Source organism: Citrobacter sp. RHB35-C17, assembly GCF_013816795.1.
Classification (GTDB): domain Bacteria; phylum Pseudomonadota; class Gammaproteobacteria; order Enterobacterales; family Enterobacteriaceae; genus Citrobacter_A; species Citrobacter_A amalonaticus.
The window spans coordinates 3,637,924-3,664,255 of the sequence record NZ_CP057150.1 but is presented as its reverse complement, the minus strand read 5'-3'; the positions used below and the strand labels follow the sequence as shown (position 1 = coordinate 3,664,255).

Sequence of the window (26,332 nt, the reverse complement as noted above, 5' to 3'; positions counted from 1 at the left end):
CATGTTTTCGTCAAAAATGACTATCACCTGAGGAATGCCTGGTGAATCGTTTTGTAATTGCTGACTCCACGCTCTGTATCGGCTGCCACACCTGCGAGGCCGCCTGTTCAGAGACGCATCGCCAGCACGGCCTACAGTCTATGCCGCGCCTGAAAGTGATGCTGAATGAAAAAGAATCTGCGCCGCAGCTTTGCCACCACTGTGAAGATGCCCCTTGCGCCACCGTGTGTCCGGTTAACGCCATTAACCGGGTGGATGGCGCCGTACAGCTTAATGAAAGCCTGTGCGTGAGCTGCAAACTGTGCGGCATTGCCTGTCCGTTTGGCGCGATCGAATTTTCCGGCAGCCGTCCGCTGCATATCCCGGCCAACGCCAATACGCCTAAAGCACCACCAGCGCCACCGGCACCGGCTCGCGTCAGTACGCTGCTGGACTGGGTTCCGGGCGTGCGTGCCATCGCGGTGAAATGCGATCTGTGCAGTTTCGATGAACAAGGCCCGGCCTGCGTACGGATGTGTCCGACGAAAGCTCTGCATCTGGTGAACAACATGGACATCGCCCGCGCCAGTAAACGGAAACGTGAGCTGACTTTCAATACTGACTTCGGCGATCTCTCCTTGTTTCAGCAGGCTCAGAGTGGGGAGGCAAAATGAGCGCAATTTCACTGATCATCAGCGGTGTGGCCTGGTTTGCCGCCGCCGCCGTCTTGGCATTTCTGTTCTCTTTTCATAAAGCGCTTAGCGGCTGGGTTGCTGGTGTGGGCGGCGCGGTGGGGTGCTTGTGTACTGCCGCGGCGGGTTTCTCCGTGCTCATCAACGCTGTCGCGGTGCGCGGCGTGATGCCGTTTATCGGTCACAGCGTGCAAATCACCCCGCTGAATGCTATCTGGCTGATTACGCTGGGGCTGTGTGGACTGTTCGTCAGTTTGTACAACATCGACTGGCATCGCCATCCGCAGGTCAGGGCCAACGGTCTGCTGGTGAATCTGCTGATGGCGGCGGCGGTGTGCGCAGTTGCCGCCAGCAATCTCGGCACGCTGGTGGTAATGGCGGAAATCATGGCGCTGTGTGCGGTGTTCCTGACCGGATGCAGCAAAGAAGGCAAGCTGTGGTTTGCGCTGGGGCGTCTCGGTACGCTGCTGCTGGCGATCGCCTGTTATCTGGTGTGGCAGCGCTATGGCACCCTTGAGTTGCGTCTCCTCGATCTGCGCACTCAGGAACTGCCGCTGGGCGCTGACATCTGGCTGCTTGGCGTGGCGGGCTTTGGTCTGCTGGCCGGGATTATTCCGCTGCACGGATGGGTGCCGCAGGCTCACGCGAACGCCAGCGCTCCAGCGGCGGCCCTGTTCTCCACCGTGGTGATGAAGGTCGGTCTACTGGGCATTCTCTCGTTATCGCTGATTGGCGGTAATGCGCCGCTGTGGTGGGGTGTGTTACTGCTGGTTCTCGGCATGATCACCGCGTTTGTCGGCGGTCTGTATGCGTTGATGGAGCACAATATTCAGCGCCTGCTGGCGTATCACACGCTGGAAAACATCGGCATTATCCTGCTCGGTCTCGGCGCAGGCGTGACCGGGATTGCTCTCAAACAACCGACGCTGATTGCGCTGGGCCTGACCGGTGGTCTCTATCACCTGGTGAACCACAGCCTGTTCAAAAGCGTGCTGTTTCTTGGCGCGGGCAGCATCTGGTTTCGTACCGGACATCGCGATATCGAAAAACTGGGCGGCATCGGTAAACGCATGCCGGTCATTTCCATTGCGATGCTGGTGGGGCTGATGGCGATGGCTGCACTGCCGCCGCTGAACGGATTTGCTGGCGAGTGGGTGATCTACCAGTCCTTCTTCAAACTGGGCAACAGCGGCGCGTTTATTGGTCGTCTGCTGGGGCCACTACTGGCGGTCGGTCTGGCGATTACCGGTGCGCTGGCGGTGATGTGTATGGCGAAAGTGTATGGCGTGACCTTCCTCGGCGCGCCGCGCACGAAAGAGGCGGAAAACGCCTGCTGTGCGCCTCTTCTGATGGGCATCAGCGTCGTGGCGCTGGCGATTTGTTGCGTACTCGGCGGAGTTGCCGCGCCGTGGCTGTTGCCGCTGCTGGCGACTGCCGTACCGTTGCCGCTGGAAACCGCCAATACCACCGTATCGCAACCCATGATCACGCTGTTGCTGATTGCCTGTCCGCTGCTGCCATTCATCATCATGGCGATGTTCAAAGGCAACCGTCTGCCATCGCGTTCTCGCGGGACGGCATGGGTCTGCGGTTACGATCACGAGCAGTCGATGGTCATTACCGCGCACGGTTTCGCGATGCCAGTGAAGGAAGCCTTTGCACCGGTTCTCAAACTGCGTAAGTGGCTCAATCCGGTAGCGTGGGTTCCGGGTTGGCAAAGCGCGGCGGTACCGGTGCTGTTCCGCCGCCTGGCGCTGATCGAACTGGCCGTGCTGGTGGTGATTGTGGTTTCACGAGGAGCCTGAGAATGAGTGTTTTATATCCGTTAATTCAGGCGCTGGTGTTATTTGCCGCTGCGCCGCTGCTATCCGGCGTGACCCGCGTGGCGCGTGCCCGTCTGCACAATCGCCGCGGTCCTGGTGTATTGCAGGAGTATCGCGACCTGCTCAAACTGCTGGGCCGTCAGAGCGTCGCGCCAGCGGATGCTGGCTGGGTCTTTCGTCTGACGCCTTTTGTGATGGTGGGCGTTATGCTGACCATCGCTACCGCGCTGCCGGTGGTAACCGTGGGTTCACCGCTGCCGCAACTGGGCGATTTGATCACGTTGATTTATCTGTTCGCTATTGCCCGTTTCTTCTTTTCTATCGCGGGACTTGATACCGGCAGCCCGTTCACGGCGATCGGTGCCAGTCGTGAAGCGATGCTCGGCGTGCTGGTGGAGCCGATCCTGCTGCTGGGACTGTGGGTCGCTGCGCAGGTTGCGGGTTCCACACATATCAGCAATATCACCGATACGATCTATCACTGGCCAGCAGCCCGCAGCATTCCGCTGATTTTGGCACTGTGCGCCTGTGCGTTCGCCACCTTTATCGAAATGGGCAAACTGCCGTTCGATTTGGCGGAAGCGGAGCAGGAATTGCAGGAAGGGCCGCTGACCGAATACAGCGGCAGCGGTTTTGCGGTGCTGAAGTGGGGCATTAGCCTGAAACAGCTGGTAGTACTGCAAATGTTTGTCGGCGTGTTCCTGCCGTGGGGACAGATGGAAACGTTCAGCGCAGGTGGACTGTTGCTGGCGCTGGTGATCGCCATCATCAAGCTGCTTGTCGGCGTACTGGTGATTGCCCTGTTTGAAAACAGCATGGCGCGTCTGCGTTTTTGCGCCACCTCACGCGTGACCTGGGCCGGTTTTGGGTTTGCGTTTTTAGCGTTCGTCTCCTTGCTGGTGGCGTGATTTAAGAGAGTTTGAGCATGTCTGAAGAAAAAGTTGGTCAACAATACCTTGCCGCACTGCACCAGGCGTTTCCTGGCGTGGTGCTGGACGAAGCCTGGCAGACCCGGGATCAGCTGACCATCACCGTGAAGGTCAACTATCTGCCGGAAGTGGTCGAATTCCTCTACTACAAGCAGGGCGGATGGCTCTCAGTGCTGTTTGGCAATGATGAACGCCAGCTGTGTGGTCATTACGCGGTGTACTACGTGCTGTCGATGGAGCAGGGTACCAAATGCTGGATCACGGTACGTGTTGAAGTTGATGCCAATAAGCTGGAATTCCCGTCCGTCACGCCGCGCGTGCCGGCTGCCGTCTGGGGCGAGCGCGAAGTGCGCGACATGTACGGTCTGATCCCGGTCGGTCTGCCGGACGAACGCCGTCTGGTGCTGCCGGATGACTGGCCGGACGAACTCTATCCGTTGCGTAAAGACAGCATGGATTATCGTCAGCGCCCGGCACCGACCACCGATGCGGAAACCTACGAGTTCATCAATGAACTGGGTGACAAGAAAAATAACGTGGTGCCGATTGGCCCGCTGCACGTCACTTCGGATGAACCGGGACACTTCCGCCTGTTTGTTGATGGCGAAAATATTATCGACGCTGATTACCGCCTGTTCTATGTCCATCGCGGCATGGAAAAACTGGCGGAAACCCGGATGGGCTACAACGAAGTCACCTTCCTGTCGGATCGCGTTTGCGGGATCTGCGGCTTCGCCCACAGCACCGCGTATACCACCTCCGTTGAAAACGCGATGGGCATCGTGGTGCCGGAACGCGCGCAGATGATCCGCGCCATTCTGCTGGAGGTGGAGCGTCTGCACTCCCATCTGCTGAACCTCGGTCTGGCCTGTCACTTCACCGGTTTTGACTCCGGTTTTATGCAGTTCTTCCGCGTACGCGAAACCTCCATGAAGATGGCGGAGATCCTGACCGGGGCGCGTAAGACTTACGGTCTGAACCTGATCGGCGGGATTCGTCGCGATCTGCTGAAAGAGGACATGATCCAGACCCGTCAACTGGCGCAGCAGATGCGTCGCGACGTGCAGGAACTGGTGGATATGCTGCTCAGTACGCCGAACATGGAACAGCGCACCGTGGGAATTGGTCGTCTGGATCCAGAGATTGCGCGTGATTTCAGTAACGTTGGGCCGATGGTTCGCGCCAGCGGTCACGCTCGTGACACCCGCGCCGATCACCCGTTTGTCGGTTACGGTCTACTGCCGATGACGGTTCACAGCGAACAGGGCTGCGATGTGATCTCGCGTCTGAAAGTGCGTATCAACGAAGTGTACACCGCACTGAATATGATCGACTTCGGTCTGGACAACCTGCCCGGCGGTCCGCTGATGGTGGAAGGCTTCACCTACATTCCGCATCGCTTTGCGCTGGGCTTTTCCGAAGCACCACGCGGTGACGATATTCACTGGAGCATGACCGGCGACAACCAGAAGCTGTATCGCTGGCGCTGTCGTGCGGCGACTTACGCTAACTGGCCGACCCTGCGTTACATGCTGCGCGGCAACACCGTTTCTGATGCACCGCTGATTATCGGTAGCCTTGACCCTTGCTACTCCTGTACTGACCGCATGACCGTGGTGGATGTGCGTAAGAAGAAGAGCAAAGTCGTGCCATACAAAGAACTTGAGCGCTACAGCATTGAGCGTAAAAACTCGCCGCTGAAATAAGGAATCGCCATGTTTACCTTTATCAAAAAAGTCATCAAAACCGGCGCGCCGACTTCGTCTTATCCGCTGGAGCCGATTGCGGTTGATAAAAACTTCCGCGGTAAGCCGGAGCACAATCCGCAGCAGTGCATTGGCTGCGCGGCCTGCGTGAATGCCTGCCCGTCAAATGCGTTGACGGTGGAAACGGATCTGGCCAGCGGCGAACTGGCCTGGCAGTTCAACCTCGGGCGCTGCATTTTCTGCGCCCGCTGCGAAGAAGTGTGCCCGACGGCGGCGATCAAGCTTTCGCAGGAGTATGAACTGGCGGTGTGGAAGAAAGAGGATTTCCTCCAGCAGTCCCGTTTTGCGCTGTGCAACTGCCGCGTATGCCATCGTCCTTTCGCTGTTCAGAAAGAGATTGATTACGCCATTGCGCTGCTTAAGCACAACGGCGACAGCCGCGCGGAGCATCACCGCGAAAGCTTTGAGACCTGCCCGGACTGCAAACGTCAGAAGTGCCTGGTGCCGTCCGACCGAATTGAACTGACTCGCCATATGAAAGAGGCCAGCTGATGAGCCATTTATTAGGTCCGCGTGACGCAAACGGTATTCCGGTACCGATGACGGTGGATGAGTCCATCGCCAGCATGAAGGCGTCATTACTGAAAAACATCAAGCGTTCAACCTATGTTTACCGCGTGGACTGCGGCGGCTGTAACGGCTGTGAAATTGAAATTTTCGCGACCTTATCACCATTGTTTGACGCCGAACGCTTCGGTATCAAAGTCGTACCGTCGCCGCGTCATGCGGACATACTGCTATTCACCGGCGCGGTTACCCGTGCGATGCGCTCCCCGGCGCTGCGTGCCTGGCAGTCTGCGCCCGATCCGAAAATCTGCATCTCTTACGGCGCCTGCGGCAACAGCGGCGGTATCTTCCATGACTTGTACTGCGTCTGGGGCGGCACTGACAAAATTGTGCCGGTGGATGTGTATATTCCAGGATGCCCGCCGACGCCTGCGGCAACGCTGTACGGCTTTGCGATGGCGCTGGGCCTGCTGGAGCAGAAAATTCATGCTCGTGCACCGGGAGAACTGGACGATCAGCCAGCGGAAATCCTGCATCCGGACATGGTGCAGCCGCTGCGCGTGAAGGTCGATCGCGAGGCGCGTCGACTGGCCGGTTATCGCTATGGGCGTCAGATTGCGGATGATTACCTGCGTCAACTCGGCCAGGGTGAACATCAGGTGGCGCGCTGGCTGGAAGCGGAAAGCGATCCGCGTCTGACCGAGATCGTCACCCACCTGAATCAGGTTGTTGAAGAGGCGCGTATCCGATGAGTGAAATGGTGGTGTTCAGTCAACTGAGCCGTAAGTTTATTGATGAGAACGATGCGACGCCCGCCGAGGCGCAGCAGGTTGTCTATTACAGCCTGGCGATTGGTCACCATCTTGGGATCATCGACTGCCTGGAAGCCGCGCTGACCTGCCCGTGGGAGGCGTATCTGACGTGGATTGCCACGCTGGAAGAGGGCAGCGAGGCCCGTCGGAAGATGGAAGGTGTGCCGAAGTATGGCGAGATCGTCATCGATTTTAATCATGTGCAAATGCTGGCGCACGCGTTTGATCGTGCGCTCGCGGTACAGACCCCGGAGCAGCAGGCATGGAGCAAACAGATGCTCAGCATGTTGCACGATATTCATCAGGAGAGCGCGATTTACCTGATGGTAAGGAGACACCGTGACTGACGTTTTATTGTGTGTTGGCAACAGCATGATGGGGGATGACGGCGCGGGTCCGCTGCTGGCAGAAAAATGCGCGGCGCAGGCGAAAGGTCACTGGGTGGTCATTGACGGAGGCTGTGCGCCGGAAAATGACATCGTGGCCATTCGCGAACTGCGCCCGGATCGTCTGCTGATCGTGGACGCTACCGACATGGGGTTGAATCCCGGCGAGATCCGCATTGTCGATCCTGACGATATCGCCGAGATGTTCATGATGACGACCCACAATATGCCGCTGAATTATCTGGTTGATCAGCTTAAAGAAGACGTCGGCGAGGTGATCTTCCTCGGGATTCAGCCGGATATCGTCGGGTTCTATTATCCTATGACTCAACCCATTAAGGATGCCGTCGACACCGTTTACCAGCGTCTCGACGGCTGGGAGGGCCACGGCGGCTTTGCGGAATTAGCGGCGTCGTGACATTCATGCCGGATGACGCTATGACCTCATCCGGCCTGTTCCTCTCTCACCTGTTCGATCACTAATTTCCCCTGCATTACCGCCACATTGACAAGGGTGCCGGTCGGAAAACCCGCCTGTTCCAGCCAGTCGCCATTAATGGTTAACGACGCATGCCGGCTATAGCGGCGCGTGTTGCCGGTTTTTGGATCTTCATGGCGCTTTCTGACATAGCTCACCTTTAAACGACGAAACGGCCTGATGATAGCGATTTCAGGACTGCCAGCCTCAATAGTCATAAACGATTCCTTGTTGCCCACGAGTAGATGAAAATACCTGTATAAAATGCCAGTAAAAAAGGGAAGGGGCAAACCGAAAACTGGAAGGGAGATAGCGGAAACGAAATGCAAATGATGTAACGAGGGAAGGGAGGGGCGGACAGCGCGAGCGCCATCCGCCATCCTGTTTACGCCAGATCCTGACCGTTGCTGGCGATCACTTTTTTGTACCACCAGAACGATTTTTTACGCGTTCGCGCAAGCGTACCGTTACCGGCATCATCGCGGTCGACATAGACGAACCCGTACCGTTTGCTCATCTCACCCGTCGACGCGGCCACCAGATCAATACAGCCCCAGGTGGTGTAACCCATCAGCGGCACGCCGTCTTCAATGGCGTCAGCCATCGCACGGATGTGTTCGCGCAAATAGCTAATACGATAATCGTCATTAATGTGGCCATCGGCATCGATTTCATCTTTTGCCCCGAGACCGTTTTCCACCAGGAACAGCGGTTTCTGGTAGCGGTCGTACATCATATTCATCGTGATGCGCAGTCCAAGCGGGTCGATCCCCCAGCCCCAGTCGCTGACCTGGATGTACGGGTTGCGCATTGACTTCACCACGTTCGCGGCACTGCTGTTCTTTGTGTTCATCTCAGCCGACGCGCAGCGCGACGTGTAATAGCTGAAAGAGACAAAATCGACGGTGTTTTTCAGGATTGCATCATCTGCCGGGGCTTTCTCAATCACCACACCTTTTTCACGAAACACACGGGCAGAGTAAGCTGGATATGCGCCGCGCGCCTGTACGTCAATGAAGAACAGGTTTTCACGATCTTTTTCCAGCGCTGTCCAGACATCTTCCGGTTTGCAGGAGTACGGATAAAAATTACCGCCCGCCAGCATGCAGCCCACCTGGTTCTGCGGGTTGATCTCATGGGCGATTTTCGTCGCCAGCGCGCTGGCAATCAGCTCATGGTGCGCGGCTTGATATTTCACCTGATCCTGATTTTCCCCCTCTTCAAACACCAACCCCGCGCCGGAGAACGGGCTGTGCAGCATGATGTTGATTTCATTGAAGGTCAGCCAGTATTTCACCAGCCCGTTAAAAGCTTCAAAACAGGTACGCGCATAGCGGGTGAAAAACTCCACCATCTTGCGATTACGCCAGGAGCCGTATTCGGTAACCAGGTGCATGGGCACGTCGAAGTGGCACAGCGTCACCAGCGGTTCAATACCGTACTTTTTGCACTCGGCAAACACCGCGCGATAGAAGGCAATGCCTTCCTCGTTAGGCGTCAGTTCGTCGCCGTTGGGATAAATACGGCTCCAGGCAATCGAGGTGCGAAAGACGGTGAAGCCCATTTCCGCCATCAGGGCGATATCGTCCTTATAGCGATGGTAAAAATCGATCGCCTGATGGCTGGGATAAAATTCATCATTCCGCAGCTGGAAACGTTTCTCCTGTCCCAGTTTGACCGGCATGCGATGCTCGCCGTGCGGGATCATATCGACAGTGGTCAGCCCTTTGCCGCCCTCCCGGTATGCGCCTTCAGCCTGGTTGGCGGCCAGTGCGCCACCCCATAAAAATCCTTGCGGAAATACAGCCATAATAACCTCAGTGAATAACAGTCAGACGCTGGCGCTTTTTACCGTAGACGGTTGTGCAGCCTGGTTTTTGCGTGCCTGTGCGGCTGCGTCTTCGACGGGGATATCTTCAAAGCCCAGCAGCAGCGTCAGGACAAATGACAACACCACCGCCAGCGCCATGACGCCAAATACCCAGACAATAGTCATGGGATTCGCCGGATCGAAGAACTGAACGCTGGTAAACAGGCCCGGCGCCGCCATTGAGTGGCTGGCGAGTCCAGCCATCCCGGCGACCGCGCCACAGATAAAGCCGCTGATCAGGCTGGCAATCAGTGGCCGTTTCAGGCGCACAGCCACACCGTAGAGCGCGGGTTCCGAAATTCCGGCCATGATGGCCGAGGCCGCCGCTGCCAGCGCAGTCTGGCGCAGTTCCGGGTTTTTCGTTTTCCAGGCTACCGCCAACGAGGAACCGCCGAGCGACAGGTTGGCGCCAATTTCGGACGGCATGACCATCCCTTCTTTGCCCGTTTCGGCAATGGTCTGAATGATGGTTGGCGTAAAGACGCGGTGCATCCCGGTCATTACCAATAGCGGCCACAGCGCGCCCATGATGGCAACAGACAGCCAGCCGAGATAACCGTGAATGGTATAGACCAGCGCGGATATCGCGCTACCAATCCAGATGCCAATCGGCCCAATCAGGACGATGGCCAGCGGCGCGGCGATTAGCACGATCAGCATAGGCTTGAGGAAGTTTTTGGTGACCGCGGGCGTAATGCGATCCACCCAGCGTTCGATGTACGACAGACACCAGGTCATCACCAGCGCCGGAATAACCGTATAGGTGTATTTCACCGCGGTGACCGGGATCAGGGCGAATTCAACGTGCTCACCCTGTGCCGCTTTCGCCATCAGGTCGATAAAGCTTGGATGCACCAGCACCCCGGCAATGGCGATCGCCAGCGACATGTTGGTTTTAAATTTAATCGCCGCCGAGGCCGCCACCATTAACGGCAGGAAGAAGAAGGCGCCATCGCCGATCACGGTCAGGATCGTTAACGTGGAGGAGCCTTTTTCCAGCACGCCGGTCATTTCAAGGATCATTGCCAACAGTTTGAGCATCGATCCGCCGATAATCGCCGGGATCAGCGGCGACATGGTACCGATTAGCGCATCAAGGATCCCCGCGCCAATGCGTCTGAGCGTCAGCTTGGGTTTGCCAATGGGCTCGGCGGGTTGCATATCGCCCGGCAACAGGTTGACGACCTCACGATACGCCTGGGAGACGGTATTGCCGATAATCACCTGGCACTGGTTGTCGCTGCGAACGACGCCGAGTACACCGCTGAGGGTTTTGAGCGTGGCACTGTCGACCAGCGTGTCATCTTTCACAACGAAACGCAGACGCGTCATGCAGTGTGTCACTGCGGTGATATTGTCGACGCCGCCCAGAGCCGTCACCACGGAGCGCGCCAGCGCTGCATAATTCTTGGACATAGGATTTTTATCCTGTTTTATCAGTAGGGTACGTTTTATTTTTGCCGCACATTCGCCTGAGCGATCGTCGGTGATGAAACGCTGATGAGAAACCGATTCCACAAAATCATGAATAGTTTATTCAAGTTGGGCAATATTTAATTTTATTAATTTTCGTGAAATGTGATTCATGTCACTCGCGGTTTTCTGGGGTGATTTAGCATCGGGGACAACCACGCGGCAGTGAAGTACACTGCATCTCATTGCGAGAAAAGGAAGAAAACTTATGACGACGATGCTGGAGGTAGCGCAGCGGGCCGGGGTGTCGAAGGCGACGGTCTCCAGGGTGCTTTCAGGGAATGGCTACGTCAGCCAGGAGACGAAGGATCGTGTATTTCAGGCGATTGAGGAGAGCGGCTATCGGCCTAACCTGCTGGCGCGTAGCCTTGCGGCGAAAACCAGTCAGACGCTGGGGCTGGTGGTGACTAACACCCTCTACCACGGCGTCTATTTTAGCGAATTGCTGTTTCATACCGCGCGGATGGCGGAAGATCAGGGGCGTCAGCTTCTGCTTGCCGATGGCAAACACAGCGCGGAGGAGGAACGCCAGGCGATCCAGTATCTGCTGGATTTGCGCTGCGACGCGATCATGATCTACCCGCGTTTTCTCAGCGTGGATGAGATCGATAAAATAATCGACAGCCATTCGCAGCCGATTATGGTGCTTAACCGCCGGTTACGGAAAAACAGTAGCCACTGTGTCTGGTGCGATCATAAGCAGACCAGTTTTAACGCTGTGGCGGAACTGATTGCCGCAGGCCATCAGCAGATTGCCTTTATCACCGGTTCGATGGACTCACCCACCGGGGTTGAACGCCTGTCGGGGTACAAAGAGGCACTGACCCGACATGGCATCGCCGTTAATGACGACCTGATCGTCAAAGGCAAATGGACGCCGGCCTGCGGTGCCGCAGGGGTGGACGTGCTGCTTTCTCGCGACGTGACGTTCAGCGCGCTGGTGGCCAGCAATGACGACATGGCGATTGGGGCCATCAAACAGTTGCATGACAAAGGGGTCGCCGTGCCATCGCAGGTGTCGGTGATTGGTTTTGACGATATCGCGATGGCGCCCTACACCATACCGGCGCTTTCCAGCGTCAAAATTCCGGTGACGGAGATGATTCAGGAGACCATTGGCCGACTCATTTTCATGCTGGACGGCGGGGCGTTTACGCCACCGAAAAGCTTCACCGGCACGTTGATTCGCCGAGATTCCGTTATGTCGATGGCGGCGCAGTAACATTGTCACCCGTCATCGTCATTCGTGACGATGACACCATAACGGTCACCCTCTGTTTTTAAATATCGTTAAATTACAGCAAGATAAAAACTGGCATGATTTGTGAATGTTTCGGCACATTATCTGTCATTGCTGGAGAATTTGATGAACCGTTTCATCATTGCAGACGCCAATAAGTGCATTGGTTGCCGTACCTGTGAAGTGGCCTGCGTGGTCTCCCATCAGGAAAACCAGGACTGCGCGTCACTGACCCCTGAAACCTTTTTACCCCGTATTCATGTGATCAAAGGTGTGAATGTCTCGACGGCGACGCTGTGCCGCCAGTGCGAGGACGCGCCGTGTGCGAACGTCTGTCCGAACGGTGCCATCAGCCGTGATAAAGGTTTTGTTCATGTCATGCAGGAACGTTGCATTGGCTGCAAAACCTGCGTGGTGGCCTGTCCATATGGTGCAATGGAAGTCGTGGTGCGTCCGGTTGTGCGTAATAGCGGTGCCGGCCTGAACGTACGGGCAGAAAAAGCGGAAGCTAACAAGTGCGATCTCTGTTATCACCGCGATGCCGGTCCGGCCTGTATGGAAGCCTGTCCGACGCATGCCCTGATTTGCGTTGACCGTAATAAGCTCGAGCAACTCAGCGCGGAAAAGCGTCGTCGTGCGGCGCTGGATTCTTCCGCTTCTTTGCTTTTCTGATTCCTGCCGCAAAAATCACTCAGGAAACGCGCTGGCATCAAGGGAATTCCCGGAAATTTTCGTAAAATACCTTTCCGGGAATGATGATGGCGAGAATGACTCAATGGCAACAAATACCCCCTCTGGCATACAGCTCCGTATTCGCGGCAAAGTTCAGGGCGTCGGCTTTCGTCCTTTCGTCTGGCAACTGGCGCAGCAGCTTCAGTTGCATGGCGACGTCTGTAATGATGGCGATGGCGTGGTGGTTCGATTGCTGGAAGATCCCGCGCTGTTTATCCGTGAACTGCATGCCCATTGTCCGCCATTGGCGCGTATCGACAGCGTAGAAAGTGAGCCTTTTCGCTGGGCGCAGCCGCCCACGGAGTTCAGCATTCGCCAGAGTGCGGGCGGCACGATGAACACCCAGATTGTGCCCGATGCCGCGACGTGCCCGGAATGTCTTGCCGAAATGAATACGCCCGGAGAGCGGCGTTATCGCTATCCATTTATCAACTGCACCCATTGCGGCCCGCGTTTTACCATTATCCGGGCGATGCCCTACGATCGTCCGTTTACCGTGATGGCGTCATTTCCGCTCTGCCCGCAATGCGACAGCGAGTATCGCGATCCCTGTGACCGACGTTTTCACGCCCAGCCGGTGGCGTGCCCGGCGTGTGGTCCGCATCTGCGCTGGCTGAGTGGCGGACACCATGCGGAAAAAGAGGCGGCATTACAGGCTGCGGTTGAAATGCTACAGACCGGAGGTATTGTTGCCGTTAAGGGGATCGGCGGATTTCATCTGGCCTGCGATGCGGGAAACAGCGATGCCGTGGCACGGCTTCGTGCGCGTAAGCGCCGTCCGGCAAAACCGCTGGCGGTTATGCTGCCGGATGCGTCGGGCCTGTCGGATGCGGCGACCCGACTGCTGAAAACGCCCGCCGCCCCGATTGTGCTGGTGGATAAGCAACATGTTTCCTCGCTGTGTGACGGTATTGCCCCAGGGCTTGCGGAGGTTGGCGTGATGTTGCCCGCCAATCCACTTCAGCACCTGTTGCTCCAGGCACTGAAGCGCCCGCTGGTAATGACCTCCGGCAATCTTAGCGGTAAACCGCCGGCCATCAGCAACGAACAGGCAATTAAGGATTTGCAGGATATTGCCGAGGGTTTCCTGTTACACAATCGCGACATCGTGCAGCGCATGGACGATTCCGTGGTACGTGAAAGCGGTGAAATGCTGCGTCGCTCGCGGGGATATGTCCCGGACGCGCTGGCGTTGCCGCCGGGATTTCATCATATACCACCGATACTCTGTCTGGGGGCGGATCTGAAAAACACCTTCTGCCTGGTGCGCGGTGAGCAGGCGGTGATCAGCCAGCATCTTGGCGATCTCAGCGACGATGGGATCCAACATCAGTGGCGTGACGCACTGCGGTTAATCCAGACTATCTATGACTTCACGCCACAGTGCCTTGTTCGCGATGCCCATCCGGGGTATGTCTCCAGCCAGTGGGCCAGTGAGATGAACCTGCCAACGGAGATCGTGTTGCATCATCATGCTCATGCCGCAGCCTGTCTGGCCGAGCATGGGTGGCCGCTGGACGGTGGTGATGTTATCGCCCTGACGCTGGACGGCATTGGAATGGGTGACGCGGGCGCGCTGTGGGGAGGAGAGTGTCTGCGGGTGAACTACCGTGCGTGTGAACATCTTGGTGGATTGCCCGCCGTGGCGCTTGCCGGTGGCGATCTCGCCGCGAAGCAGCCCTGGCGTAACCTGTTAGCGCAGTGTTTGCGCTTTGTGCCGGAGTGGCAGCGCTATCCGGAAACGCGATACTTACAGCGACAGACCTGGAACGTGCTGGCGCGAGCGATTGAGCGTGGGATTAACGCACCGCTGGCCTCGTCCTGCGGGCGTCTGTTCGATGCGGTTGCCGCAGCACTGAACTGCGCGCCAGAATCGCTCAGTTATGAAGGGGAAGCCGCCTGCACACTGGAGGCGCTGGCGTCGCAATGCGCGGGAGTTAAGCATCCGGTCACGCTTCCCTTGACGGGGAATCAACTGGATCTGGCAACCTTCTGGTCGCAGTGGCTGAACTGGCAGGCAACGCCCGCTGAACGCGCATGGGCTTTCCACGATGTGCTGGCACAAGGGTTTGCCGCGATGCTGCGCGAGCAGGCCACGGCACGCGGTATCAACACGCTGGTGTTCAGCGGTGGGGTGATGCACAACCGGTTACTGTCAGCTCGCCTGGCTTATTATCTGGCGGATTTTACGCTGTTGTTCCCGCAGCAGTTACCAGCCGGTGATGGTGGACTGTCGCTGGGACAGGGGGTGATTGCTGCGGCGCGTGGGATGGCGGAAGCATAAAAAAGCCCCGGGGCAGGCGGGGCGAAACGACAAGCAATATCGCACTTCCGTGTGCATGAGGTTAATCAATCAGTGGCGATAGCGCCGGATGGCGACGCAGAGCGTCTTATCCGGCCTGCCGAGGCAACGTTTTCAGCAGGGCGAAAGCCTCCTTCATTCTGTCTTCACTTACCACAAAGGCGCAGAGCTGTCCTTCACCGTTCATCCCTTTGGCTACCATGCCGTCAGATTCTGCGGCAATGTGCCAGTTCAGATCGCGACGCTGGGTTTCCCCTGCCAGATGCAGCGGCAGTTCTGGCGTTTTGATTTTGACTAACATGGCAGGCAGCTTCAGAGGCGCGTTGCCGCCGAGCAGATTTTTCGCCAGGTACATCGCACTGAGCTGAATAGGCTGCAGGAACGGTAGCACCTGACCGTTGATCTCCGCGCAGTCGCCGAGGGCATAAATATCCGGGTGGCTGGTTTGCAGGTAGCTGTCGACACAAACGCCGCGGTTGAGGGTTAAACCGGCGCGACGCGCCAGCGCCGTTTCCGGGCGCAGACCCGTGGCGGCAATCACCACATCGACGTGAATGCTGCGCTCGCGATCGAACGTTGCACGAATACCGGATGCGCTTTTCTCCAGCCCTTGTAACTGTGATTTCAGCAACAGGTGTACGCCCATATCGGTAAGACGATGCTGTAAGCGACTGCTCACTTCCGGCGGCATCAGCGAAGCAAGCAGGCTGGCTGCGTTATCTATCAGCGTGACCGCTTTACCTGCGCGGCAGAAATCCATCGCCAGTTCGGTTCCAATCAACCCGCCGCCGACAATCAGCACCCGTTGGGCATCGCGTAGCTGTGTTTCGCAGGCACGGTACTCCTGCTGGCTGTTCAATGTGAGCATTAACTCACGTCCTGCTATCGGTGGAACAAAGGCCGCAGCGCCCGTAGCCAGCACCAGTTTGTCGTACTGCCACTGCTTGTCCTGGCTTTTTACCACGTGGGCATCGGCATCAATGTCGGTGACCCAGGTGTGGGGAAAGAGACGTAGAGTAAACTGTTCAGCAAACTCTCCCGCCGACTGACGGGTGAGGTCGTCGGCGTGCTGCGCCTGGCTTATCACATGACTGAGATCGGGTTTGTTATACTCATCCATGCTGTCAGCCGCAATCAGAGTTAACGGGACATCCGCGTCCTGCTTGCGAATGTTTTTGACTAACTGGCGGGCAGCAAAGCCCGAACCAATGATGACAATTCCCCGGCTCATTTTGCCTCCGTTGCCAGCACGTCGAAGACATCTTTGCCTAATGAACATTCCGGACAGAGGAAGTTGTCCGGCACATCGCTCCACGGCGTACCTGGCGCGACATCCTGCAACGGTTCACCTTTTGCCGGATCGTAAATCCACTGGCACACGCTGCACTGCATGCTCGGACCGAGGTCGGCTGCTGCGGCGGCGCAGGCGCATGCTTCTTCTTTGGTTGTCGCTTTCACTGTCGCGTCCGGCAACGGCGCGAGCGCCCATTGACGCGCGATTTCACGACCGTGCTGGCGGCACAGTTCCAGCGCATCCAGGTCCGGGCGCCATTTGGCCTTCAGGCTCAGCGACATTTCAAAACCGGCATCCTGTAAACGGGTGGATAAGCGGTCGACCGCTCCGCCGCTCCAGCCGTGGGAACCAAAAGCGCTGGCGCGTTTGTTACGAAAACGCAGACCGGTCATCTCTTCCACCAGACCGGCAATTTTCGGCATCATCACATTGTTCATCGTGGAGGTGCCGACCAGCACACCTTTAGAGCGGAAAACGTTGGTCAGGATTTCGTTTTTATCGCTGCGGGCGACGTTAAAAATTTTCACTGCCACGTTCGGGTCGACTTCGTTAATTCCCTGCGCAATCGCATCCGCCATCATGCGGGTGTTATTGGACATGGTGTCGTAGAAAATTGTGATGCGATCTTCCTGATAATCCGCCGCCCATTTCAGATACAGCTCAACAATCTGGGTCGGATTATCGCGCCAGACCACGCCGTGGGAGGTGGCAATCATATCGACCGGCAGGTTGAAGCCGAGGATTTCGGTAATTTTTGGCGTCACCAGACGACTGAACGGGGTCAGGATATTGGCGTAGTAACGCTGGCACTGTTCGAACAGCTCGGTCTGATCCACTTCATCGTTAAACAGACGTTCGTCGCAGTAGTGCTGACCGAAAGCGTCGTTACTGAACAGGACGGCATCGCCGGTCATGTAGGTCATCATGCTGTCCGGCCAGTGCAGCATCGGCGTTTCCACGAAGATCAACTGTTTGCCGTTACCAATATCCAGCGTGTCGCCGGTTTTCACGACGTTAAAATTCCACTCCGGATGGTGATGGTGACCGGTAATTGAGTCAATCGCGTTGGCGGTGCAGTAGATAGGGGTATCCGGGATCAGCGTCATCAGCTCGGTCAGCGCCCCGGCGTGATCTTCTTCCGCATGGTTGATAATGATGTAATCGATGTCTGCGAGGTCGATTTCATTACGCAGGTTCTGCACAAACTCACGGCTGAATTTATGATCGACGGTATCGATCAGGACATTTTTTTCTTCACGGATGAGATAGCTGTTGTAGCTGCTGCCGCGCAGCGTTTTGTATTCGGTTCCGTGGAAATCACGCACTTCCCAGTCACGTTGGCCAACCCAATGGATATTATTTTTAACCAGAATAGACATAGCAACCTCAATTCATTTAGCGTTGTTCAAATAAGTTGTTTCGCTTATTGCAGGTCGCGTGCCAATTTTTTATCTATTTGATTTTTATTGATTTAAAATTTTATACTCATTAGATGGTAGTCAAAAAGACTATTCATAACACAGTCAATATGACAGTATGGATTGTCAAAATGACAGTGAGGACAGCATGAGTTTTTCTGTTGATGTTCTGGCGGGGATCGCCATTGAATTACAGCGCGGAGTGGGCCATCAGGATCGTTTTCAGCGTCTGATTACTACGCTGCGTCAGGTGCTGGAATGCGATGCTTCTGCGTTGCTGCGTTATGAGGCGCGCCAGTTTATCCCGCTGGCGATTGATGGTCTTGCACGTGATGTGCTCGGCAGGCGTTTTACCCTCGAAGGGCATCCCCGACTGGAGGCCATCGCCCGCGCCGGAGACGTGGTGCGCTTTCCGGCAGACAGCGATTTGCCTGACCCGTATGACGGATTGATCCCGGGGCATGAGAGTCTGAAAGTGCATGCCTGTATTGGGTTGCCGCTTTTTGCCGGGCAGAACCTGATCGGCGCGCTGACCCTCGATGGCATGGCGCCGGATCAGTTTGATGTTTTCAGCGATGAGGAGTTACGGCTCATCGCCGCGCTGGCCGCTGGTGCATTGAGCAATGCGCTGCTGATTGAACAACTGGAAAGCCAGAATATGTTGCCGGGGTCGAGTACCGATTTCGAACAGATAAAAGAGACGCAGATGATTGGTCTCTCGCCGAACATGATGCAGTTGAAAAAAGAGATCGAGATTGTGGCAGGCTCCGATCTTAACGTGTTAATCAGCGGCGAAACTGGTACCGGGAAAGAACTGGTGGCGAAGGCGATTCACGAAGGTTCACCTCGCGCGGTCAACCCGTTGGTCTACCTGAACTGCGCCGCGCTGCCGGAAAGCGTGGCGGAGAGCGAACTGTTTGGTCATGTGAAAGGGGCATTCACCGGGGCCATCAGCAACCGTAGCGGCAAATTTGAAATGGCCGATAACGGCACGTTATTCCTCGATGAAATTGGTGAACTGTCGCTGGCTCTGCAAGCCAAACTGCTGCGCGTATTGCAGTATGGCGATATTCAGCGCGTCGGCGATGACCGCAGCCTGCGCGTGGATGTGCGCGTGCTGGCGGCAACGAATCGCGATCTGCGTGAAGAGGTGCTGGCGGGACGTTTTCGTGCCGATCTGTTTCATCGTCTGAGCGTGTTTCCGCTTTTGGTTCCCCCGCTACGGGAGCGTGGGGAAGATGTGGTGTTGCTGGCGGGTTATTTTTGCGAGCAGTGTCGATTACGACTGGGGCTTTCCCGCGTGGTGCTCAGTCCTGGGGCGCGTAGCCATCTGCTGAATTACGGCTGGCCGGGTAACGTGCGTGAACTGGAACATGCGATTCATCGGGCGGTAGTGCTGGCGCGCGCGACCCGATCCGGAGACGAAGTGGTACTGGAAGCGAAGCATTTCGCGTTGCAGGAGGAGGCCATGACGCCGCAGCCGGAAGTGACAGCGGATTTACCGCGCAATCACAATCTGCGTGATGCGACGGAGGCGTTCCAGCGGGAAATGATTCGCCAGGCGCTGGCGCAAAATAATCACAACTGGGCGGCCAGCGCCCGGGCACTTGAAACGGATGTCGCCAACCTGCACCGGCTGGCGAAGCGTCTGGGGCTGAAGGATTAGAGTATCCCGGCCTGATAGAAATCCTGCAGGTTGATGGCGCCGGTGAGCTTACCGGTTTCATCCACCACCGGCGCGGCGGTAATTTTGCGTTTCATCAGGATCTCTTTGGCATCAATCGCCCGGCTTTCTGACTGCAAGGTGATGCCGTTGTGGGTCATCGCTTCACTGACCGGCGTGGTGAGCGCGCCGCCGCCAACCAGCCAGCGACGCAGGTCGCCGTCGGTAAAGACGCCTTTCACCTGCATCTGGTCGTCGCAAACGGCGACCAGACCCAGACCGGTACGGCTTAATTCCAGCATCGCGTCCATCACGCTGGTGGCAAGTTGAACCTGCGGGACAGCGTCGTCACGGCGCATCAGGTGATGCACTTTATTAAGCAAACGCGCGCCCAACGCACCGGCCGGATGCGAGCGGGCAAAATCTTCTTCATTGAAGCCGCGTGCCTGCATAACCGCCATCGCCAGCGCGTCGCCCATCATCAGGGTATTGACGGTGCTGGAGGTCGGCGCCAGGTGCATCGGGCAGGCTTCGCGCTCAACGGAGATATCCAGAACAGCCTTCGCCGCCAGACCCAGCGGTGAATTGGGTTTGCCGGTCATTGCCAGCAGGGCGATGGATTTATCTTCCAGACGCGGGATGATGAGATCCAGCTCTTTTGCGCCGCCGGAATAGGAGATAAACAACATCACGTCACGGCTTTCGAGCATCCCCAGATCGCCATGCAGCGCTTCGGCAGGGTGAACAAAAAAGGCCGGGGTGCCGGTACTGGCGAGCGTCGCGGCGATTTTCTTACCAATATGGCCCGATTTGCCGATACCTGAGACAATCACTTTGCCTTCACAGTGGATAATGGTATTGGCGGCGCGGATAAAATCATCGCCCAGACGTTCCGGCAGACGGCTTGCTTCCTGTAATTCCAGCATTAACGTCTGACGGCCCGCGTTCAGTAGTGCATCACTCATTGGTTTCTCCGGTTATGATCACTTCAATCCCTTTCTCTTCCAGCGCCTGACGAAATGCGGGATCAATACCCGCGTCGGTAATCAGTTTGTCGACGCTTTCCAGACTGCACACAACATTCGGACTCTTGCGGCCAAACTTTGATGAGTCCGCCATCAGAATGACTTCGCGAGCGGCGTTACACATCGCTTTGCTGACGGTGTAAACCTCATTAAAGGTGGTTACGCCGGCACTGAGATCAATACCGTCGGTGCCCATGAAGAGTTTATCAAAACTGAACTGCTCAAAGGCGTTTTCGGCCAGTTGTCCGTGAAATGAGGCCGATTTTTTACGAAATGTTCCGCCAGGCATCAGGATGGTTTGTTCGTTGTCTAACTCGGACAGCGCGTTGACAATGTGCAGGCTGTTGGTCATGACGGTGATATTGCTAAAGCGGGTAAGCATCGGCACCATTTGTAGCACGGTACTCCCGGCATCCAGAATGATGGAGTCGCCATCATGGATAAAGCGGACCGCAGCTTCAGCAATACGCTCTTTCTTATGCGTATTGATCAGCGTTTTGTGATCGATAGGCGGATCGGACTCATCTTTATTTAACATCACGCCGCCATAGGTGCGAATGACGGTACCGGCATTTTCCAGAACGACAAGATCTTTGCGAATGGTCGTGCCCGTGGTGTCAAAGTACTGGGCCAGTTCTTCCACAGAGCTTTTACCCTGTTTTTGCAGATGCTCCAGAATGGCGGCCTGACGCTGACGAGGTTTCATAGGCGAAATAACCCTGAATTAAATTTGCGAAATGATAATTTCGCAAGCTAATAGCATTCACAACGAAATTACCCATGTTTCAGATTAAGCGCCAATGATAGTGCATTCTGCGATAGCGGATCATGGGGAAAGATCACATCAGGCTGTAATTCATTAAGATGTTTGCCCTGAATGTCGGCGATTTTTCCTGGTCTGGCGAATACGGTGAGACCTTTCATAAACAACGTATCGGTGACTCGCTGATTATCATCGACAGCGACGGCGACCACGACGCGCGGTTTAAAACGTCCACCTGAACGCCCTACGCCGACACGTCCCTGTTGGCAAAGTCGGTCAAATGCGTTGTTAAAGCGCGATATTTGCCAGTATCCCAGCGCCAGTTGTGCACACCAGGCAATGACGGCGACAGTAACGAGTGCGGATACCATATGTTGCTCCTTTCATTTTGCCAGACGGCGGTTTCACTTTCTCCGGCCTGCGGGTAGGCCCGGTAAGCGTATCGCCACCGGGCGATACCCATTAAAACATTACTTGTCCACCGGTAACGTTGATTGACTGCCCGGTGCAGTACGACGCTTTCGGGCTGGCATAGAATAACAACATGTTCAGCACATCCTGATAGTCGCAGCCGCGCTTCAGCGGAACCTTATCAATGTAATACTGCTCCACTTCGTCTGGCTTGATACCCAGCTTGGTGGCGTACTGCGGCAGCAACGACTGGAACATCGGTGACTTTAACAGGTTGCCGAGCATCAGCGAATGCACGGTAATGCCATATTCCGCCAGATCCAGCGCCAGCGACTGCGTTAACCCCACGCCGCCAAACTTCGCCGCGCTATAGCCGGAATTGTGCTTGCTGCCCACTTTACCGGATTTGGAGTTGATCTGAATAATACGTCCCTGAATACCATCGCGGATCATCAGACGGGAGAATTCACGTGCGCAGAGGAAGTAGCCGACCAGATTCACCTGCAGCGAGCGGTCAAAATCGCCGAGCTGGAAATCACTGATAAATGCTGCTTTCGCAATCCCGGCGCTGTAAACCAGCAGATCCACGCGGCCAAAGATTTCATCCACACCGCGAGAGAGTGCGAGCACGCTCTGTTCGCTGGTGGCGTCGGCGCCGAAACCGTAGGCCATGCCTTCGCCAAATTCTGCGTTAATCTCCTGTGCAACGTTTGCGGCTTTATCACTCTGAATATCTACCACCGCAACGCGATACCCTTCTGCTGCAAGCCCACGGCTGAGGAACGCCCCCAGGGTCTGTCCTCCACCAATGACAACGGCAACCTGATTCATTTTTCTCTCCTTAAGCGACAAACTTCAAAATACAGCCCGGTGCAATATCGTCCGGTACAGGCCCCGCGACATGCACGGTGCCGGGAAATTCCGCTTCGCTCAGCCCATCGAAGCGCAGGGTGATATGCCCCAGTTCACGTAAATTCTGCTCGGCCACACTGCCAACGGCAGTGACCGGATAACGATGCTGACCCAGTTCGAACTGGGCGCCGGGCTGCAGCGGGCCGTTCAGTTCGCCATGACAATGGATAAAGCAAAACTCCTCGATATCCGCAGGCGCGCCTTCACGAAAGGTAATCAGCATCTGGTCGCAGAGCGCATCCGGTGCGCTTTGGCCGATACGGGTGATGGTGGTCTGATAAATAACGGTCATGTCGACACCTCTTATTGATAAATAAAGCCGGAAACAAACCAGGCGATGAGAACGGTGGGCGCCCCCGTCAGGAAGCGGCTCACCAGTACCGACGGCACGCCGACGCGAACGGTGTCCTGACGGGCTTCTGCCAGCGACAGACCGACCGGAATAAAGTCACAGGCTGCCTGGGCGTTAATGGCAAACAGGGCGGGCAGCGCCAGATGCGGCGGGATGTTGCCCAGGCCAATTTGCACGCCGATCAGAACGCCGATAACCTGCGCAATGACCGCACCTGGGCCGAGGAACGGCGACAGCAGTGGAAACGAACAGATCAGCGCCAGCGTCACCAGACCCAACGGATGGCTGGCAAGCGGCGCCAGGCCATGGGCGATCCAGTCACCCAGACCCGAGGCCATGATGATGCCGATCAGTGCCGAGACGAATGCCATAAACGGCAGAATGGTTTTCAGAACCGTATCGATGGTGTCGCGACCGGACTGGAACAGCACGGCCACCGCCGACCCCATCCCCATGCCGACTTTTGCTAACAGGCCATCGCTCTGTTCGGTGATTTTTTTGCTGCTGTCGTAATCACGTCCGGCGGTAGCGCTTGCCGGTTGTGATTGCGGCTGCGGTGCAGCAGACGCGTCGCTGATGACGGTGATGTTGTCTTCCCTGACGCCAGAGACATAAATGTCTTCAACAATATACTGGGCCAGCGGGCCGGATTTCCCGGTTGAGTGAATGTTCACGGTCGGAATACGGCGTTTAGGATAGATGCCACAACGCAGCGTCCCGCCACAGTCAATGATGGCAACGCCAATTTCGTCTTCAGGCGGTTCTCCCTCTTTAAAGCCATCGACAGCCTGCCAGCCGGTTAACTGCGCCAGTTTGTCGACAATCGCCGGGCGAGTGCCTGCGGTGATATAGACAATTTTCTTTCCGGCGGTCACGTCCAGCTCTAACGGGCCACCCCAGCCGCCAGTTCCTCGTTCAATTCGAATACGCGTCATGATGCTGCTCCTGCAAGGTGGACTTTCTGCTCAAGTTGGATACCCATCTTTTTCTCAAAGATGGAGGTTGTGAGGTCTGTGACCCAGCCACGAAAGAAGTTGGTGACCACTCCGACCAGCAGATAGCTCACGGCCAGTGGCCCGAGCGGGAGACCTAACGTGGTCAGGCCGCTGGCAATGCCGAGGTAAACGAACAGTTCGCCAGGGTTGATATGCGGGAACAGGCCGTTCATTGAGTGACAGCTGTAAGAGGCGGCTGCGTAATAGCTGGGCTTGTATTTCTCTGGCATGAAGCGGCCCAGACTCAGGGTCATGGGGTTACAAAACACAAACGTGCCAATAAAAGGCAAAATCAGGTAGCGGGACAACGGATTCCCGGCGCAGCGCTGGGCGAAGCGTTCGATTCGCTGCTGGCCGATAAAGTTGATCAGCGCATTCATGATGACCAGCAGGCTGATCAGCAGTGGAAGAATGCCGGTGACCATCCCGGTAAACACCTCTCCACCTTTCTGGAACAGCCCGATGAACCACTCTGCTCCATGTGTAATGGTTTCGATCATTATTCTCTCCTGTAGGGATTTTTAGTTATCTTGCGAATGGGTGACTTATTTTAATCAGATTGAAAGAAATAAAAGTGTTATTTTGATCTCAAAATGAAAGTAAAATATTTTAAGTTGAAAGTTTTTGTGGAAAGGAAAGAATGTACTGACGATCAAACGAGGGGAAGTGATACGTAAATTGTGTGACGGAGCGCGTCTGGTGCTTCCTTGTATGACGGGGGATGCTTTACCATACTTCTCTCTGGCTGAATCTGTTTAATGGATGTCTCATGTTCAAGCGTCGTTATGTAGCATTACTTCCCCTGTTTGTGTTACTTGCTGCCTGTAGTAGCAAACCGAAACCTCAAGAGCCTCAAACGACAACGGGCACGCCTTCCGGCGGCTTCCTGCTTGAGCCCCAGCACAACGTTATGCAGATGGGGGGCGACTTTGCCAACAACCCGAATGCGCAGCAGTTCATCGATAAGATGGTGAACAAGCACGGTTTTAATCGTCAGCAGTTGCAGGAGATCCTGTCACAGGCGAAGCGCCTGGATTACGTTTTGCGTCTGATGGACAGGCAGGCGCCGACCACGCAGCCGCCGGCCGGACCTAACGGCGCATGGCTACGCTATCGCAAACAGTTCATTACCCCGGATAACGTGCAAAACGGCGTGGCATTCTGGAATCAGTATGAAGATGCGCTCAACCGTGCCTGGCAGGTTTACGGCGTTCCGCCGGAGATCATCGTGGGCATTATTGGCGTGGAAACCCGCTGGGGTCGCGTGATGGGAAAAACGCGCATTCTGGACGCGCTGGCGACGCTGTCGTTTAACTACCCACGTCGTGCGGAGTACTTCTCCGGCGAGCTGGAGACGTTCCTGCTGATGGCGCGTAACGAACAGGATGACCCGTTAGATTTGAAAGGATCCTTTGCTGGCGCGATGGGTTACGGACAGTTCATGCCGTCGTCCTATAAAGAGTACGCGGTAGATTTCAACGGCGACGGCCACATCAACCTGTGGGATCCGGCCGATGCTATCGGTAGCGTGGCGAATTACTTCAAAGCGCACGGTTGGGTGAAGGGCGACGCGGTGGCGGTGATGGCGAACGGTCAGGCACCGGGACTGGCGAATGGCTTTAAAACGCAGTACAGCCTTTCTCAACTGGCGGCCGCCGGACTCACTCCGCAACAACCGCTGGGCAACCATCAGCAGGTGAGCCTGCTGCGCCTGGATATTGGTACCGGATACCAGTACTGGTACGGTTTGCCGAACTTCTATGCTATTACCCGCTACAACCACAGCACCCATTACGCGATGGCGGTGTGGCAGTTAGGTCAGGCAGTGGCGCTGGCGCGCGTGCAATAATGGTTTTTACCCAGGGTTGCTTCGGCTTCCCTGGGCCTCACTCGTTTTTTCGGAATCCCCCTCGTAAAATTGTCACCTCATCCCCATCTCCGTTGGGAAAGTGTTATCTTGTCCGGCATATTTTTTAACTGACAGAGGCTGATATGACTGACAGTGAACTGATGCAGTTAAGTGAACAGGTCGGGCTGGCGCTAAAAGCGCGTGGTGCGACGGTGACCACCGCAGAGTCCTGCACCGGCGGTTGGGTGGCGAAAGCCATTACCGATATTGCCGGCAGCTCCGCCTGGTTTGAGCGCGGTTTTGTCACCTACAGTAATGAAGCAAAATCGCAGATGATCGGCGTGCGGGAAGAGACGCTGGCGCAGCATGGCGCGGTCAGTGAACCGGTAGTGGTTGAGATGGCGATTGGCGCACTGAAAGCGGCACGTGCCGATTTTGCGGTTTCCATCAGCGGGATCGCCGGGCCGGATGGCGGCAGCGAAGAGAAACCGGTCGGCACCGTCTGGTTTGCCTTCGCCAGCGCGCGCGGAGAAGGGATTACCCGCCGGGAATGCTTTCACGGCGACCGTGAGGCGGTGCGTCGGCAAGCCACGGTTTATGCGCTGCAAACCCTGTGGCAACAATTTCTACAAAATACTTGATACTGTATGACCATACAGTA

General features: G+C 56.2%; 26 protein-coding genes. 14 read left to right on the top strand and 12 right to left on the bottom strand.

Annotated features, from left to right (window positions below; genetic code table 11):
- Positions 1-41: 41 nt before the first annotated feature.
- Genes hycB through hycI form a run of 8 tightly spaced genes read left to right on the top strand, consistent with a single transcriptional unit; the run spans position 42 to position 7,312 of the window.
- Positions 42-653 carry a formate hydrogenlyase subunit HycB gene (gene hycB / locus HVZ37_RS17505; protein ID WP_042999587.1) on the top strand — a complete coding sequence of 204 codons (612 nt, stop codon included), beginning with the start codon at positions 42-44 and terminating at the stop codon, positions 651-653.
- Complete coding sequence (gene hycC / locus HVZ37_RS17500) at positions 650-2,476, top strand: formate hydrogenlyase subunit 3 (RefSeq protein WP_061069679.1); 1,827 nt, start codon at positions 650-652, stop codon at positions 2,474-2,476. The genes hycB and hycC overlap by 4 nt, the downstream gene beginning before the upstream one ends.
- 2 nt (positions 2,477-2,478) lie before the next feature.
- On the top strand, positions 2,479-3,402 hold the full coding sequence (locus tag HVZ37_RS17495) for a respiratory chain complex I subunit 1 family protein (protein WP_042999589.1): 924 nt from the start codon (positions 2,479-2,481) through the stop codon (positions 3,400-3,402).
- 17 nt (positions 3,403-3,419) lie between these two features.
- The gene (gene hycE, locus HVZ37_RS17490; protein WP_042999590.1) at positions 3,420-5,129 is read left to right on the top strand and encodes a formate hydrogenlyase subunit HycE; all 1,710 of its coding nucleotides are present in this window, start codon (positions 3,420-3,422) and stop codon (positions 5,127-5,129) included.
- A gap of 9 nt (positions 5,130-5,138) precedes the next feature.
- Positions 5,139-5,681: a formate hydrogenlyase subunit HycF gene (hycF, locus tag HVZ37_RS17485; RefSeq protein WP_044255059.1), complete on the top strand. Its 543-nt coding sequence runs from the start codon at positions 5,139-5,141 to the stop codon at positions 5,679-5,681.
- Positions 5,681-6,448 carry a formate hydrogenlyase subunit HycG gene (gene hycG, locus HVZ37_RS17480; protein WP_181627809.1) on the top strand — a complete coding sequence of 256 codons (768 nt, stop codon included), beginning with the start codon at positions 5,681-5,683 and terminating at the stop codon, positions 6,446-6,448. The genes hycF and hycG overlap by 1 nt, the downstream gene beginning before the upstream one ends.
- Positions 6,445-6,855, top strand: a complete 411-nt coding sequence (locus HVZ37_RS17475; RefSeq protein ID WP_181627808.1) for a formate hydrogenlyase maturation HycH family protein — start codon at positions 6,445-6,447, stop codon at positions 6,853-6,855. The genes hycG and HVZ37_RS17475 overlap by 4 nt, the downstream gene beginning before the upstream one ends.
- The gene (gene hycI / locus HVZ37_RS17470) at positions 6,848-7,312 is read left to right on the top strand and encodes a hydrogenase maturation peptidase HycI (protein WP_044266632.1); all 465 of its coding nucleotides are present in this window, start codon (positions 6,848-6,850) and stop codon (positions 7,310-7,312) included. The genes HVZ37_RS17475 and hycI overlap by 8 nt, the downstream gene beginning before the upstream one ends.
- Positions 7,313-7,338: 26 nt before the next feature.
- On the opposite strand, the gene HVZ37_RS17465 is transcribed toward hycI, so the two are convergent.
- The 3 genes from HVZ37_RS17465 to ascF all read right to left on the bottom strand — a co-directional run bounded on the left by HVZ37_RS17465 (position 7,339) and on the right by ascF (position 10,658).
- Entirely contained in the window at positions 7,339-7,590 is a 252-nt protein-coding gene (locus HVZ37_RS17465; protein WP_042999595.1) for a SymE family type I addiction module toxin, read from the bottom strand.
- A gap of 167 nt (positions 7,591-7,757) precedes the next feature.
- The gene (locus HVZ37_RS17460) at positions 7,758-9,182 is read right to left on the bottom strand and encodes a 6-phospho-beta-glucosidase (RefSeq protein ID WP_042999596.1); all 1,425 of its coding nucleotides are present in this window, start codon (positions 9,180-9,182) and stop codon (positions 7,758-7,760) included.
- A gap of 21 nt (positions 9,183-9,203) precedes the next feature.
- Positions 9,204-10,658, bottom strand: coding sequence for a PTS cellobiose/arbutin/salicin transporter subunit IIBC (gene ascF, locus HVZ37_RS17455; protein ID WP_061069681.1), 1,455 nt, complete (start codon positions 10,656-10,658; stop codon positions 9,204-9,206).
- Positions 10,659-10,923: 265 nt separating this feature from the next.
- Between ascF and HVZ37_RS17450 the strand changes: the two genes are divergently transcribed.
- From HVZ37_RS17450 to hypF, 3 genes are all read left to right on the top strand, one after another.
- Positions 10,924-11,937 carry a LacI family DNA-binding transcriptional regulator gene (locus HVZ37_RS17450; protein ID WP_181627807.1) on the top strand — a complete coding sequence of 338 codons (1,014 nt, stop codon included), beginning with the start codon at positions 10,924-10,926 and terminating at the stop codon, positions 11,935-11,937.
- A 144-nt stretch (positions 11,938-12,081) separates the two neighbouring features.
- Complete coding sequence (gene hydN / locus HVZ37_RS17445; protein ID WP_042999599.1) at positions 12,082-12,627, top strand: electron transport protein HydN; 546 nt, start codon at positions 12,082-12,084, stop codon at positions 12,625-12,627.
- Between the two features lie 103 nt (positions 12,628-12,730).
- Positions 12,731-14,971, top strand: a complete 2,241-nt coding sequence (hypF, locus tag HVZ37_RS17440) for a carbamoyltransferase HypF (protein WP_181627806.1) — start codon at positions 12,731-12,733, stop codon at positions 14,969-14,971.
- A 106-nt stretch (positions 14,972-15,077) separates the two neighbouring features.
- Here hypF and norW read toward each other — a convergent pair whose 3' ends face one another.
- Together norW and norV are read right to left on the bottom strand one after the other, a co-directional pair.
- Positions 15,078-16,220, bottom strand: coding sequence for an NADH:flavorubredoxin reductase NorW (gene norW / locus HVZ37_RS17435; protein ID WP_181627805.1), 1,143 nt, complete (start codon positions 16,218-16,220; stop codon positions 15,078-15,080).
- Positions 16,217-17,662, bottom strand: a complete 1,446-nt coding sequence (norV, locus tag HVZ37_RS17430) for an anaerobic nitric oxide reductase flavorubredoxin (RefSeq protein ID WP_181627804.1) — start codon at positions 17,660-17,662, stop codon at positions 16,217-16,219. The genes norW and norV overlap by 4 nt, the downstream gene beginning before the upstream one ends.
- 187 nt (positions 17,663-17,849) lie before the next feature.
- Here norV and norR point away from each other — a divergent pair, with 187 nt between their 5' ends.
- A complete protein-coding gene (gene norR, locus HVZ37_RS17425; protein ID WP_181627803.1) occupies positions 17,850-19,367 on the top strand; it encodes a nitric oxide reductase transcriptional regulator NorR in 1,518 nt (505 codons plus the stop codon).
- Here norR and gutQ read toward each other — a convergent pair.
- From gutQ to srlA, 7 genes are all read right to left on the bottom strand, one after another.
- Positions 19,364-20,329, bottom strand: a complete 966-nt coding sequence (gutQ, locus tag HVZ37_RS17420) for an arabinose-5-phosphate isomerase GutQ (RefSeq protein WP_042999604.1) — start codon at positions 20,327-20,329, stop codon at positions 19,364-19,366. The genes norR and gutQ overlap by 4 nt on opposite strands.
- On the bottom strand, positions 20,322-21,095 hold the full coding sequence (locus HVZ37_RS17415; protein WP_042999605.1) for a DNA-binding transcriptional repressor: 774 nt from the start codon (positions 21,093-21,095) through the stop codon (positions 20,322-20,324). Before HVZ37_RS17415 ends, gutQ begins: the two co-directional genes overlap by 8 nt.
- Positions 21,096-21,163: 68 nt before the next feature.
- On the bottom strand, positions 21,164-21,523 hold the full coding sequence (gene gutM / locus HVZ37_RS17410; RefSeq protein WP_042999606.1) for a transcriptional regulator GutM: 360 nt from the start codon (positions 21,521-21,523) through the stop codon (positions 21,164-21,166).
- Positions 21,524-21,614: 91 nt separating this feature from the next.
- Positions 21,615-22,394 carry a sorbitol-6-phosphate dehydrogenase gene (gene srlD, locus HVZ37_RS17405; protein ID WP_042999607.1) on the bottom strand — a complete coding sequence of 260 codons (780 nt, stop codon included), beginning with the start codon at positions 22,392-22,394 and terminating at the stop codon, positions 21,615-21,617.
- A 10-nt stretch (positions 22,395-22,404) separates the two neighbouring features.
- Positions 22,405-22,767: a PTS glucitol/sorbitol transporter subunit IIA gene (srlB, locus tag HVZ37_RS17400; RefSeq protein ID WP_042322676.1), complete on the bottom strand. Its 363-nt coding sequence runs from the start codon at positions 22,765-22,767 to the stop codon at positions 22,405-22,407.
- 11 nt (positions 22,768-22,778) lie between these two features.
- Positions 22,779-23,762 (bottom strand): PTS glucitol/sorbitol transporter subunit IIB, encoded by a 984-nt coding sequence (locus tag HVZ37_RS17395; protein ID WP_044266608.1) that lies wholly within the window; start codon positions 23,760-23,762, stop codon positions 22,779-22,781.
- Positions 23,759-24,322 (bottom strand): PTS glucitol/sorbitol transporter subunit IIC, encoded by a 564-nt coding sequence (gene srlA / locus HVZ37_RS17390; protein ID WP_044266606.1) that lies wholly within the window; start codon positions 24,320-24,322, stop codon positions 23,759-23,761. Before srlA ends, HVZ37_RS17395 begins: the two co-directional genes overlap by 4 nt.
- 269 nt (positions 24,323-24,591) lie before the next feature.
- Here srlA and mltB point away from each other — a divergent pair, with 269 nt between their 5' ends.
- Positions 24,592-25,671: a lytic murein transglycosylase B gene (mltB, locus tag HVZ37_RS17385; protein ID WP_181627802.1), complete on the top strand. Its 1,080-nt coding sequence runs from the start codon at positions 24,592-24,594 to the stop codon at positions 25,669-25,671.
- A gap of 143 nt (positions 25,672-25,814) precedes the next feature.
- Positions 25,815-26,312 (top strand): nicotinamide-nucleotide amidase, encoded by a 498-nt coding sequence (gene pncC, locus HVZ37_RS17380; RefSeq protein WP_044266604.1) that lies wholly within the window; start codon positions 25,815-25,817, stop codon positions 26,310-26,312.
- Positions 26,313-26,332 lie beyond the last annotated feature (20 nt).